Raw genomic sequence first — 14,177 nt, 5'->3', positions numbered from 1 at the left:
ATTCAAGAGATTTAGTACATTTTATAAACAAACTTACTGACTTTTGTAAAGGAGATAAATAATAATGGGAGAAAAAAATATCATCGCTTATTTTAAAAGTCCTGAAGACGCTCGTAAAGTACAAGAGCAAATTAAAAGCTTGGGAGTTAATGATATTCAGATAGATCGGTTTCATAAATATCCCCTGGGAAGCGCAGACCAACTTTCCAGCCCCGGGACAGCTGAGATGACCAGCCAAGCAACTTTAACTCTAGGGGCCAGTGAGGGCCGGGATACTGGTGTCTTAGCATCTGCTGATGTCAGCGCCAGCGGTATGAGCGATGGAGATCAAAATCCCATTTCCGGCCGGGATATTGTTTTAGCTGCTATTGTGGATGAATCCGTGTTTGATCAGGCCATTCAGTTTGTTAAAGATGGTGATGGCTCGGTTTAAAGTCCTTTAGCGCAGTTAGGATACCGTCAACAGTCCTGCAATAATGAATCTTTTTCCATTCTTCTGGAAACAACTTTTTATAGGATACTTTAGAAAAACGCTCGTCGATAAGTAAAGCAATCCCTCGATCCTTCTCAGTTCGAATGACCCTTCCTACAGCCTGCAGAACTTTGTTCATCCCCGGATACATATAGGCAAATTCAAAGCCCTGATGACTTGACTTTTCATAATAAGAGCGGATAATCTCCCGTTCCTGGCAAATTTGAGGCAAACCAACGCCTACAACTATGACTCCGCAGAGGCGGTCTCCGATAAGATTAATCCCTTCACCAAAAATCCCCCCCATCAATACAAAACCTGCCAGAGTTTGACGGGGATTATGTGAAAATTTTAATAGAAACTCTTCCTTTTCTTCTTCTCCCATTCCTGTGCTTTGACATAAACACTCTATATCCTGATTGTGCTCCTTAAACCTGAGGAAAACCTCCTGCAGATATTGATAGGATGGAAAGTAAACCAAATAGTTTCCCGTTTTGTAACGAAGGGCTGCCGAAATTGCCTCAGCAACTTGATCATAAGTAGTCTCACGGTATTTGTATTTCGTCGAAATTCCATCATTAATAAGCAAACAGAGATTCTCCGGCGGGAAGGGCGAGACTAATTTAAGTTTATAGGAGGTCTTTTCCCCGCCTAAAACCTGCATAAAGTAATCCATTGGGCTCAGTGTGGCGGAAAAGAGCACCGCCGCCCGTCCCCTGTCCAAGGCTTCTTTCAAACGTTCCGAGGGGTCCAGACAGAAAAGCTTAATCCTGAAATCCTCTTTGGTCAATTGCTTATAGGTAACATAACGCTCATTATAGCTTTCCCCTGTCCTGACAAAATTCAAGGCCAGAAAATACTGATCCAGCAGCCGGTCCTGCCAGGGAAAGGACTGCTCATTGGTTTTTAAAAAAGACTCTGCTGCTTTAATAAACGCCTTCAGAGCCTGGAGGAGCTTGGCAGGCAGGGCTTTGTCCACCGACTCGCCGTTAACACTGATTTCGTTGTGAATTTTCTTCTCTTGGACCAGAGCAGAGTTGACTTTTGCCAAGCTTTTGCTCAAGGTCAGGTCATCCTCCTTCGTCAGGCGCTTTAACTCCAGCCAGGCTTCCTTCCCCAACTCCGCTGAAAACATGTCCCTGGCCCGGTCTACTAAATTATGGGCTTCATCCACCAAAAAGGTGTAATCTCCCCCTTCCAGAAAAAATCGCCTTAAATAGACCCGGGGGTCAAAGACATAATTGTAATCGCCGATTACCACGTCCGCCCAATTGGCCATTTCCAAGGAAAATTCGAAAGGACAAAGATAATGTCTCCGGGCGAACTCTTCAATCACCGGCCGGCTCCAGGCTTTTTCCTTAAAGATATCCTCAATCGCCCCCCGCACCCGGTCATAATAGCCCCGGGCATAGGGGCAATCCTCAGGCAGGCAGGACACCTCCGGCAGAAAACAGACCTTGCTCTTGGCGGTTAAGGTCAAGGGCTTTATCTCCAATCCTTCATCCTGCAAATCTGCTAAGGTCTTTTCGGCAACCGTCCGGGTAATGGTCTTGGCTGTCAGATAAAAGATTTGCAGAGTCTGACCCTCTGCCAGAGCCTTTAAAGCCGGAAACAAGGTGCCCAAGGTTTTGCCGATACCCGTAGGGGCTTGGGCAAATAATTTCTGACTGTGTTTGATGGTCTGGTAAACGGCCACCGCCAGTTCCCGCTGTCCCTCCCGGTAGCTTGGGAAAGGGAATTCCAGGGCTTTAATGCTCTCGTTCCTCAGGGCAATCCAGGCGTGCCTTTGCCTGGCCCAGTTCAAGTAGTCCTCCGCCAGGGAACGGAAGAACTCCTCCAGCTCAGCCAAAGAAGAGCGCCTGGCAAATTGTTTGACTTGACCTGTGTCCAGCTGGACATAGGTGAGCTGGACCTCCATTAATTCCAAGCCCTCCTGCCTGGCATACATAAAGGCATAGCACTGAGCCTGGGCCCAGTGCAGCTCATTAAAGAATTCATCGATAAGATTTAAATCCAGGGAGGTGGTTTTAATTTCATCAATACAAGGGCAGTCTGCCTTCAGGATAAGGCCGTCCGCCCGGCCTTTGATTTCCAAAGCCGCCTCCCCGGACTGGTAAACATAGCTCAGCATGACTTCCGGCAGATAATCATCCCCGCCGCTTTTCTGGATGTATTGATGAACTTTTATCCCTTCCACAGCCCGGGAAGAGCCGATGGAAACCGGCTGCAAATCGCCGCGCCTGAGCACAAATTCCACTAAATTGCGTACGGATGTTTTGATCGTCGCCGCCATGGAAATATTCCTTCCTGAATCTTAATTTACTAAAACATCTCTTTCTTAGCCAGAAAAACAACTCCGACAAAGCAAAGGACAGCAGACATCCCTACTACAATGGCAAAACCGTAATCAGAGGTCTGAAAGGGGACTTTTACATTCATGCCAAAGAAACTGGCCAGCATGGTCGGCAGGGCTAAAATGATGGTGATTGAGGCCAGAAACTTCATGACCATATTCAGGTTATTGGAAATGATTGAGGCAAAGGCGTCCATCATGCTGCTGGAAATGTTGCTGTAGGTTTCCGCCATTTCCACAGCCTGTTTATTTTCGATAATGACATCCTCCAGCAAATCCTCATCCTCTTCATATAGTTTTAAGACCTTGGTTCTCAAGAGCTTTTCCATAACCCGCTCATTGGATTTCAAGGAAGTGGTAAAATAGACCAGACTCTTTTGCAGGTTTAACAGTCCGATCAGTTCTTTATTTTTCATGGATTTATGCAAAGCCAATTCAATTTCATTGGTTTTCTTATCAATGTCACGGAGAAAAGACAGGTAAAGTGAAGCGCTCTTATAGAGAATTTGAAATAAGAATCTCGTCTTTTTATAGGTCTCCATGCTCCGCACTTTGCCACTGACAAATTCTTTTAAAACCTCTGCTTCCTGCAGGCATACTGTTACAAAATGTTCCTCAGTGAGAATAATCCCCAAGGGAATAGTTTCGTAGATAACTCGCGAATTTTGAATAATAGGCACGTTAATAATCACTAAGATCTGATTGTTTTCGATTTCGATATGAGGGCGTTCTTCATCATCTAAAGCATCTTTGATGAAATAATCCCCTTCGAGATTAATTGCTTTAGTGATATTGGCAATTTCCTCTTCCGTTGGATTAACCATGTTGATCCAGGATCCTTTTTCCTCTGGCCTGCCGGTTTCAATCATTGTATTGTTGCGAGTATTATACACTGCAATCATTTGCCGCCCTCCACCTTGAACTTTCCATAGGTCCTAACTAAGATTACCATTAACTTGGTTTCTTGACAAATTCCTCAATAGTTTTTACCACCTCTCCATGCAATGGGTTCACTCCTGTAGACAAATCTGCCCTGACTTTGGGGTCTCTGGATTCTTCTGAGTGGCTTTTGGGGTATTTTTCCGGATAATATAAAGAAACTCTTCAAGGTGCAACAGCATCAGTGAAGAGCTTCAAGTTCCTATTACAGGCTTATTAAGGTACTATTCAATTTAAGGAAACAAGTGCTATTACAGCCTGGAGACTCAGGAGGATTCCTCCTTTAAAAGCCGCCGCAGGATCTTGCCCGCTCCTGTTACCGGCAGAGACTCCCTGAACTCTATATAACGGGGCACTTTATAATGTGCCATCTTCTCTCTGGCCCAGGCAATGAGATTCTCTGCTGTGATGGAGGGGTCAGGATCCGGTTTGAGGACGACAAAGGCTTTTACTACCTCTCCTTTCTGCCCATCCGAAACCCCTAAGACCGCTGCCTGGGCGATTCCCTGGTGCCGGATCAGCATGCTTTCCACCTCTTCCGGAAAGACACTGTAGCCGCTGACCTTAATCATTTCCTTAAACCGCCCGTCAAAGATTAAATAATGGTCCTTATCCAGCCTGCCCATATCCCCGGTGTACACCCAACCCTCCCGCAAAGTCTGTTCTGTCTCCAGGGGTTTCTGCCAGTATCCCTTAAAGACCCCAGGACTGGAAATAACGATTTCGCCCATTTCCCCTGGTTCTTTTTCCCGGCCTGTTTCAGTATCCAGGATACGGATCCGGGTTTCGTAGTTCGCTATCCCCTGGGTTCCCCACTTAACGGCACCTGCGGGCATAAAGGTATCCGCAGTGTGAGTTTCACTTAACCCATAGGCCCCCTCAAATAGAGAACATCCCTTTGTAAACTCAGTCCATTGCTTCCCAATCTCTGGAGTCAAGGCAATTCCAAAACTCGTTGCTCTGGTTGTCTCCAGGGAGGATAGGTCATACTCCCCGGCATTGGGTACCTGCATGACGGACAGATTCATGGGAACTATGCTATACCACCAAGTACACCTGTAATTCGCAATCCCTTCCAGAACTGCGACAGGATCAAAGCGCTGCAGGAGAACGACTGTAGCATTGGCATAAATCGGACAATTCAAGCCCAGAAGCATTCCCGCAATATGATAGAGGGGTACTACAGTCAGCAAAACATCCTTCTCTAAAACAGAACTGCTTTGAGCCACAGCAGCAGCTTTAAAAAGAGCACTCTTATAGGAAAGCATAGCACCCTTGGGCTTACCTGTGGTTCCCGAGGTATAGATGATCAGAGCAATATCCTCCAGTTCAACTTCCTGCCCTAAAAAGGGGCCTTCCACGGCATTCATAAGGGACAGCATATCATAGGTACCCTGTATAAGCTGTTTTGAGCCGAGAATTTCCTCGGGTACTTTAATTCCGGGGGCAGGGGGCAAAAAATCCCCATAGTTAGTGAGTACAATATGCTCCAGCTTTGTTTTTGGTTTCACCTCGGCAATGATAGGGTACAAACTGTCCGAAGCCACGATGACTTTTGCTCCCAGGTCATTTAATTGATACTCCAATTCCCATTCTTTAAACAGGGGACTGCATGGACATACCGCCGCTCCAATTTTTTGGATGCCATAATGGGCTATAAAGTACTGAGGGCTATTGGACAGAAACAGGACGACTGGTTCACCTTTCCGGACTCCCAAGTCCGACAAGGCAGTGGCAAAGCGGTCACTGAGATCATTTAATTCCCCGTAACTAATCTCCCGGCCATACCATATAATGGCCGCCTTCTCAGGATTTTGGCGGGCATTGTCCCTCAAATACTCATGGAGAGGCTTTAAACCTCTTTTATAGTTTAATTCAGGCGCCAAGTCACTGGGCCAATATCCGCATCTCTGTCTGTCCATGCTGACTACCTCCTCTAATTTCTTTTTTGGTATAGAAATATCCAGGTAATCACTTGTATTGAAACCCTCTTTACTCTCGATAAAGAATAATAATCGACATTATATATTGAATTTTTTGATATCGTTTTCAAAAAAATAAGGCTCAATCCCTTCAGCATACAACGAGCCAGTGAAAGGAAACGTGTGTGAGCGGGCAATTTCCCCTTACTTTTCAAAACATTTCTTAACTCATGCTGCATTTAAAGGAGCAAAGGAAACTCGTTCAACTAAAGTTGAACATCAATAGTCATCTACTAACTCAAGACTCCGTAGTGGCAGCAGTTTGAATTTTTGCTTTTTCCTCTTCTACAAGCTTTCGGCGCAATACTTTTCCGACAATCGTCCTAGGCAATTCATCCCTGAACTCTACGTGACGCGGAACTTTAAATGCTGCCATTTTTGTCTTGCAATAAACGATGAATTCGTTCTCATTTGCTTCTGTATTTGGCTGCAATACGATATAAGCCTTTACCGTTTCTCCGCGATAGAGATCCGGTACCCCTGCTACGACGACTTCTTTAACCTTGGGATGTTCATACAGAACTTCCTCAATATCACGCGGATAGATATTAAACCCACCTGCGATGATGATATCCTTCTTGCGGTCGATAATATAGCAGAATCCATCTTCGTCCATTCTGCCTATGTCACCCGTATGCAACCAGCCATTACGCAAAGTTTCAGCTGTTTCTATGGGCTTTTCCCAATACCCTTTCATCACTTGAGGGCCTCGAATGCATAATTCCCCTATTTCCCCCACGGGAACTTCCCAGTCACCCGTCTCCAAATCCATGATCACGTAATCAGTATCCGGGAGTGGTAAACCGATAGAACCATTAAGCGAAGGACGATCGAGCGGATTACAATGTGTTACAGGAGATCCTTCAGACAAACCATACCCCTCGACTAAATTTCCTTCACCATGCGTTACCTTAGCAAATTTTTGAGCAACCTCTAAGGGCAGCGGTGCTGAACCGCTCGTACAGGATCTGATCGCCACTAAGCTCTCACGATATTCTGCAACACGGGGATGACTATTAATTGCCATAAACATCGTTGGTGCACCAGGGAAAAAAGTCGGCTTATGAACACGAATGGTTTCCAGCACTTGATCTACGTCAAAGCGCGGCAAAATTATCTGTGTTGCCGCAATAGTCACAGCATAATTCATGCAATCAGTCATGCCATAGACATGAAATATCGGTAGAATCGTGAGAATCCGTTCTTTTCCATACTGGGTTTTAGCGTCCCATTCTAGAACTTGAAGGGTATTGGCGATCAAATTATAGTGCGTGAGCATAACACCTTTTGATACTCCCGTCGTACCACCCGTGTACTGTAAGACAGCGAGGTCATCGATGGGATTAATGGCTACGTTGGGATAAACAGGATCATGCTTAATCAGTTCATCATATGAGAACAAGCCTTCTGATGGCTGGACTGGAGCCAAAAAGTTAAAGACAATCACCCGTTGTAAGGACGTTTCCTCAACAATATTCTTTACCCTGGGATACAACATTTCTAAGACAATAATGGTAGTAGCACCGGAATCGTTCATTTGGTAAGCAATTTCCCGTTCTATATACATGGGGTTAGTTTGCACAACAATTGCGCCTAATTTGAGCAAGGCATAGAAAGCAATTTCCCATTGTGGACAATTCGGACCCATCAGCCCCACACGATCTCCTTTTACTATGCCGATATCCGCTAAAGCTCCTGCAAAGCGGTTGACCTGATCCCCAAATTGCCTGTAGGTAACTCGTTGGTCGCTAAAAATCATTGCCAGTGCATCCGGCATTTTGTCCACTGTCTCATCAAGTATTTGACCTAGCGATTTATAGGGATAATTAATATGATACCTAATACCTTGGGGGTAACTATTAAGCCACAATTTTTTCTTATTATTCATCCTTTTCCTCCTTATATTTTTATTATTTTTAGAATTTTCTGTCTATGTTTACCAAAAAAAAATCTCAATATCCACTACCTATCCTTCTTACCCATATAATTTTGATTTTACAGGTAAAGTTTAATATTCTCCGCATTTCTTTTTAAATATTCTGATAACATTTATTGATTAATGCAATTTTTGTGCCATCCAATAATTATTTCTAGGCCCTTCTAAATACCAAGTCAGTCGGTTGAAACATAGACTTAAGTGTATGGAATTGATACAAAACAGAATCTCTACACTGTATGGATCGTATACACCTATATAATGAATCCTAGATGCAGAACTAAATTATAGTTATAAAAAAAAACCTTCACGGTTTGATTTTTTAATCTGAAGGAGATCTTACTTTTGAATAGATATTCACATTGAGGCCTTTTCTCTACTTCTTAATTCTTTTTTTCTACGCCATATTCAATTTTTGCGCTTCGCGGATTAAATCCTCTCTGAAATCGGGATGGGCAAGGCTGATTAATTTCTCCGCCCGTTGCCAGGTTGTTTGCCCTTTGAGATTAACCATCCCATACTCTGTCACAACATATTGAACCGTGGGCCGAGTATCCGTTACAACCGCTCCAGTTGTTAAGAGGGGGTTAATGCGGGAATGCATTTTTCCTTCCGGGTCAGTATATGTTAAAGACATACAAATAAACTTCTTCCGCCTTTTGAGTTATAAGCTGCATCTACGAATCCCAGTTGTCCACCAACTCCGCTGATCATACGAGGACCAACCGTCTCCGAACACACTTGACCAGAAGATCGATTTCGAGCGCATTATTGGTTGAGACAAGATTGTCGTTACTACTAGCTATGACCCGGTCATTAGTGTAATCCACAGGATAACCCGCTACCTGGGGATTGTTGTCAATAAAATCATAAAGTTTTTGAGTTCCTCCAGCGAAAGTATACACAATCCGACCTAGATTAATTTGGTTTTCCGTCCAGAAATTCGCCCTGCTTCCACCCTATCCACAAAACTGTCAGCGTGCATCTTAGTATAAACTCCTAAATCTTTTAAATCAGACTGAGCAATCAATTACCCCAAGGCATTTGGCATCGTACCAATCCCCAGTTGTATCCAGTCCCCATCTTTTAGCTGGCGCCCGAAGACACAGTCTTCGCACATATTAGCCTTCTTGCAAGGCGGCCGAGTGTCCCTGTAGCCAAGGGTGGCGAGAAAAGACCCTTGGCGAAGGCGGACGCCTTAGATGCACTGAAAGTATATAATGCAAGTTTATACTTTCTGATAGTATAAGGAAACTAAGAGGTCTTTGCTAAGCGAATACGTCTGTTGAGTTTACAATGACGATAGGCATTGCAGAACGTAACTTGCAAAGACCACTTGTTTTCATGACTCTACAGTAATTCGTACACGCCAGCTGCTCCCATGCCGCCACCGATGCACATTGTAACCATGCCATATTTCTTCTTTTGTTTTGTCAACTCAGAAAGTAAGGTTGCAGTAAGCTTGGCCCCAGTACAGCCGAGTGGGTGTCCAAAAGCAATTGCTCCACCGTTAGGATTGATTTTAGCCGGGTTTATGTCCAGCGTCTTAATGATCGCCAGCGATTGAGAGGCAAACGCTTCATTCAACTCAAATATATCGATATCCTCAAGTTTCAGTCCGACTTGTTTCAAAACTTTAGGGATGGCCTTAATCGGACCAATGCCCATCAGTTCGGGTTCTACACCGGCAACTGCAAAACCACGCCAAACAGCTATTGGTTTCACGCCCAGTTCCTTGATTTTTGATTCCGACATCATAAGAGTGATTGCTGCACCATCACTGGTCTGGGACGAGTTCCCTGCCGTGACTGAGCCTCCATTCAAGAAGGCTGGCCGGAGTTTAGCCAACGATTCCATAGTGGTTTCCGGGCGAATCCCCTCATCTGTTTTGAACCATTTTTCACCCGGTTTTCCCCAAGTGGGTAGTGGAATTGGAACAATCTCGTCATCAAAACGTCCACTGCTTTGTGCAGCATAAGCTTTCTGGTGGCTTTGTACTGCGAAAGCATCTTGCTGATCACGAGTGACTTCATATTTTTTTGCCACATTCTCAGCGGTAATGCCCATCGATAAATAGACTTCTGGAGCATTCGCCAGCATAAATGGATTCGGTGCTGGTTTACTCCCACCCATCGGGACAATAGACATGCTTTCTGCTCCGCCTGCGAGCATCACATCTGCTTCACCCAAGCGAATCCGATCTGCTGCCATAGAGATCGCCTGCAGTCCTGACGAGCAAAAGCGATTAATGGTCACACCTGCAACGTCCAGCGGAAGGCCAGCGCGCAGAGCCATAATTCTGGCCATATTCATCCCTTGCTCTCCTTCTGGAAAAGAACAACCAAGTACGAAGTCCTCAATCTCTTCCGTTTTAAGAGAAGGAACATTTCTAAGAACATCCTGTATTACATAAGCACCTAAATCATCCGGACGAACCTGAGCCAAGCTACCTTTGCCCGATTTACCAATGGCTGTCCGCTTAGCCTGTACAATGTATGCTTCTTGCATGCTTTTCCCCCCTAATTACGTAATGGCTTGCCTTTTGTGAGCATATGACGGATGCGATCCAGTGTCTTCGCTTCTCCAAGTAAGCTCAAAAAGACTTCTCGTTCAAGATCTAAGAGATATTGCTCATCGACGAGCATTCCAGCCGGGCGGTCCCCACCGGTTATTGCATAAGCCAGTTTATTGCCAATATACTGATCATACTCTGAGATATAATGCCCTTCGAGCATTCCATACATCGCCAAATCTAAAGTGCCACGGACACCAGGACCAGCAATTTTCACCTTTGATGGTAAATTTGGTCTGAAGTTACGAGCTAAGTCAATAACTCGTGCCTTAGCATCCATAATGATATGCTCTGGGTTCATGCTATAGCGATCATAGTCTCTCAAGAAACCAAGTTGACGAGCTTTTTCCGCACTGTTTGAAACTTGGGCCATGGCAATCATTTCAAAGCGTTTGGCAAAGAAGTAGTCTGGAGTAACTTGTACGCCCGGCAAAACCCCTTCCATTGCCCGAACAGCCAATTCCTTCGTTCCACCGCCGGCAGGGATTAAGCCAACACCGACTTCAACGAGTCCCATATAGAGTTCGGACGAGGCTTGAATAGCATGAGAGTGTAGACAAACTTCAGCTCCACCGCCGAGGGTCATACCGAAAGGAGCCGCTACGACAGGTTTCTTAGCATATTTCAAGGCCATTGTAGCATTTTGTAAGTCACGAATACCCTGATCCAGATCAGTCCAGTTTGCTTTCTCCGCTTCCTGGAGAATAGCTACGAGGTTAGCACCAACGCAGAAATTCTTCCCTTGGTTGCCGATTACCATACCTTGGTAATTCTTCTCCACTTCAGCCACGGACTTAAAGATCATGTCAACTACATCCGTATTGATGGAGTTATTTGGAGAGGTGAACTCTAAACAGGCTACCCCATCGCCAAGGTCAACGAGGCTCGCACCAGCATTGCTTACTATTACCTTGCCTGTCTTATGAGCTTTCTTCAACGAGAACGTGTATGGGCTGACTGCTTTTTGCTTATAAGCTCCAGCATCATAGAAAGAAATCTCTCCAGCCTCGGTCTGATAGAAGCTTTCATATCCTTTAGCGAGTAATTCCTCTACGATCGCAGGCAATTTACCGCCTTCTTTGACTATACGATCAGCTGTAGCTTTGACTCCAAGGGCATCCCATAGTTCAAAGGGACCCAGATCCCAATTGTAGCCCCAACGCATGCCTTCGTCGATACCGGTAATATCTTCTGCGATATCTTTGACTAAATTAGCAGCATAAAGAAGAGTAGGTTTTAAAACATTCCAGGCAAACTCTGAGCCTTTATCATCTCCGCTAACTAAGATACGAAGTTTCTCAGGCAGGCCTTTTGCCGCTTTTGCCTTTTCCAAGCAAGGGAAATTTACAGGTTGTTGTGGACCATAAGTCAACGTATTTATATTTAAAACTTCAACTACTTTACCCTTAGGACCTTTGGACTTTTTATAAAAACCTTGCTTTGCTTTGTTTCCCAGCCAACCATTACTCATCATAGTATTAATGAACTCTGGCAAAACAAAGTCATCTTTTTCCTCTGGTACTCCATTGGCCACATTATTGTTTGAGTGGACAAAGATATCCAAGCCAACGAGATCGATCAATTTGAATGAAGCAGTCTTTGGACGTCCCATGACAGGTCCCGTTAAGGCATCCACTTCATCAACGGTTAACCCCAAACGAAGCATTTCCTTAAGCAAAACAGGAGAGCCGATGGCTCCAATCCGATTCGCAATAAAATTAGGAGTGTCTTTAGCCATGACAACCCCTTTGCCCAAGGCCCGATCACCAAATTCGCATATAAATTTCATGACCTCTGGGTCAGTAGTAGGTCCAGGGATAATTTCTAAGAGTTTCATGTAGCGTGGGGGATTAAAAAAGTGCGTACCCAGGAAATACTTTGTAAAACTTTCCGGAAGCCCTTCCACCATAGCTTTTAGTGAGATCCCAGAGGTATTAGAAGTTACTATCGTACCTGGGCGGACAATAGCAGCTACCTTTTTAAAGAGATCGATCTTGACATCGAGTCGTTCTACAACAACCTCAATCACCCAATCGACTTCGCTTAAGCGTCCTAAATCATCACTAATGTTTCCTACCTCAATTCGCTCCGCAAATTCAGGGACTAAAAATGGGGCAGGATTCATTTTCAACATTTTGGCCTTATTTTGTTCTGCAATACTATTCCGAACCTTTCGGTCCTCGAGGGTTAATCCGGCTGCTTCTTCTTTAGCGGATAGCTTGGAAGGGACAATATCCAGCAACAGACTCGGAATTCCGGCGTTGGCCAGATGTGCAGCAATGGTACTCCCCATTACGCCTGACCCTATTACCGCTACTTTATTAATCTGCATTTATATCCTCCTCTCGTTTCTGTTGATCGGCACCTTTTTTATTTCTTTCGGTTTTTTCTTTAACCGATGCGCCTTCAAATAATGCTAACGTTGGCTCGACTTCACTCATAAGTGTTCTAGGGCTGCGAGCCATTACCCAATCGGTTGTAGATACATCTAGGGACCCGAAAATCATTTGACGAGCTACTCTTATATCTGTTTTGGAAACTTCCCCACTTTCTATACCGTGTCGGATCACCTCCTCAATGAGACTAAAATAGTCTAATAAGGGAGTATTAGAGGTATATTATTCAATCGCCCAATCCGTAAGCTTGAAACCTTCATTCTCCTTGTAGCGACTAAACAAATAATGACGGAAGCGGACATACTCGTTATAGTCACACTTAATCCCCTCTTCAGCTAACACTTTAACGAATTTTTCAAGATTAGGAGGGCACCCCCAAAGAGGAATCGCCTTCTTAATATTGGCATTTTCCTTATTTAAGTGACAAGCACACTTACCAAATAGGACGGACCTATCAAAACCAGAGGATGCCAGCTGTTGCTTGCCGCTTACTAACTCAACATTTGGAAAGGGCTTTCCTTTGAAAGCCGAGGAAAGAAGTATCAACATAGGATTATATTGAACAGAACAACCAGTACACAGACTACTATCATACTTGCGTACCGCTAGCCCTGTTATACCGCTCCTTTTAAAACCGGCGGGACCGGTATCGTCTTCCGACCACTCCCAATCATAGTTTACAAATTCTCGTTGATCAGTCACGCTCTCCCCTGTAATTTCATAATCTGACAGTTCCAAGCTTAACCCGTGCCGCCTCGCGTAATTAGCCAGATGATCCACCTCGTTTGCTGGATAACCGAGTAAGGCTGCCCCCACAAGATCGCAGGCAAAAGGATCACGAGAAACTATCAGGAGATCTTTTCTAAATGCTCTTCCGGTGTGAGAAGGGCCCTTTTCTAGGGTATATAGGCCATCAATGATGGTCAATGCTACTGGCAACTTTTCAATGATACGAGGGAACATCAGATTAAGTTCCTCGTTACCCACTCCATGACAGATCTGTTTGGATTCTTTATTGAGGCATCCTTTCAGGTTTTTAATACCTAAAGACACTTTGGCTTGACTATGTGTTTTTAACACTGGGACGTTGATAATCTTGTCAGCTTCCAAAGCCTGTTTGGCAATGTCCAGCATAATCCCGTCACCATAATCTGTAGCTACAAACTCTCCTTGGTTAAAGTCCAACAATTTGACCCCGTAGCGCTCCTGAAGTTTAAAATATCCCAACTTTTCGTAAACAACTTCCCCTTTTGGGCTTAACGTAGGAAGAGAGCCCTCGCCAATCGCTATATCCCGAAAACCATGTTCGGCCAGGATACGAACTAATGCCTCCATTACGGTACTGGTGGTTACTACGCCATAGGGAGGAAAGGGTAAGTCAAAATCCCAACTAACAATGTTGGGCTTGATCAGGATTTTGTCATTGATATTCAAACATGCAAACCCATCGCTTAAATTTATGCTCTCCTTCAGTGACTCGTAAACATCTTTAACTTTTACTATTGAAACGGATGTTTTGGTCATTGA

Annotated in this window: 8 protein-coding genes and 2 pseudogenes; 1 reads left to right on the top strand and 9 read right to left on the bottom strand. The window is 44.5% G+C overall.

The features are described 5' to 3' along the window. The first annotated feature begins 64 nt into the window (after nt 1–64). A complete protein-coding gene (locus DESOR_RS04305) occupies nt 65–433 on the top strand; it encodes a hypothetical protein (protein WP_014183385.1) in 369 nt (122 codons plus the stop codon). Here DESOR_RS04305 and DESOR_RS04300 read toward each other — a convergent pair. The 9 genes and pseudogenes from DESOR_RS04300 to DESOR_RS04260 form a co-directional block, all read right to left on the bottom strand. Further along, entirely contained in the window at nt 408–2,765 is a 2,358-nt protein-coding gene (locus DESOR_RS04300) for an ATP-dependent DNA helicase (protein WP_014183384.1), read from the bottom strand. The genes DESOR_RS04305 and DESOR_RS04300 overlap by 26 nt on opposite strands. Nucleotides 2,766–2,794: 29 nt before the next feature. After that, nucleotides 2,795–3,727, bottom strand: a complete 933-nt coding sequence (locus DESOR_RS04295; RefSeq protein ID WP_014183383.1) for a magnesium transporter CorA family protein — start codon at nt 3,725–3,727, stop codon at nt 2,795–2,797. 303 nt (nt 3,728–4,030) lie between these two features. Beyond that, nucleotides 4,031–5,686: an AMP-binding protein gene (locus DESOR_RS04290; RefSeq protein ID WP_014183382.1), complete on the bottom strand. Its 1,656-nt coding sequence runs from the start codon at nt 5,684–5,686 to the stop codon at nt 4,031–4,033. A 298-nt stretch (nt 5,687–5,984) separates the two neighbouring features. Next, on the bottom strand, nt 5,985–7,634 hold the full coding sequence (locus DESOR_RS04285) for a long-chain-fatty-acid--CoA ligase (protein ID WP_014183381.1): 1,650 nt from the start codon (nt 7,632–7,634) through the stop codon (nt 5,985–5,987). A gap of 405 nt (nt 7,635–8,039) precedes the next feature. Continuing rightward, a pseudogene (locus tag DESOR_RS04280) lies at nt 8,040–8,772 on the bottom strand (acetyl-CoA hydrolase/transferase C-terminal domain-containing protein); the annotation flags it as partial. Between the two features lie 260 nt (nt 8,773–9,032). Continuing rightward, entirely contained in the window at nt 9,033–10,190 is a 1,158-nt protein-coding gene (locus tag DESOR_RS04275) for an acetyl-CoA C-acyltransferase (protein ID WP_014183380.1), read from the bottom strand. A gap of 11 nt (nt 10,191–10,201) precedes the next feature. Further along, nucleotides 10,202–12,586, bottom strand: a complete 2,385-nt coding sequence (locus DESOR_RS04270; RefSeq protein WP_014183379.1) for a 3-hydroxyacyl-CoA dehydrogenase/enoyl-CoA hydratase family protein — start codon at nt 12,584–12,586, stop codon at nt 10,202–10,204. 139 nt (nt 12,587–12,725) lie between these two features. Next, nucleotides 12,726–12,824, bottom strand: a pseudogene (locus DESOR_RS30105) (TetR/AcrR family transcriptional regulator C-terminal domain-containing protein); the annotation flags it as partial. A 48-nt stretch (nt 12,825–12,872) separates the two neighbouring features. Continuing rightward, the gene (locus tag DESOR_RS04260; protein WP_014183377.1) at nt 12,873–14,174 is read right to left on the bottom strand and encodes a DUF362 domain-containing protein; all 1,302 of its coding nucleotides are present in this window, start codon (nt 14,172–14,174) and stop codon (nt 12,873–12,875) included. Nucleotides 14,175–14,177 lie beyond the last annotated feature (3 nt).

The sequence above is a fragment of the Desulfosporosinus orientis DSM 765 genome (assembly GCF_000235605.1).
GTDB classification, from domain to species: Bacteria; Bacillota; Desulfitobacteriia; order Desulfitobacteriales; family Desulfitobacteriaceae; genus Desulfosporosinus; species Desulfosporosinus orientis.
This window is presented reverse-complemented; position numbering and strand designations above follow the sequence as displayed.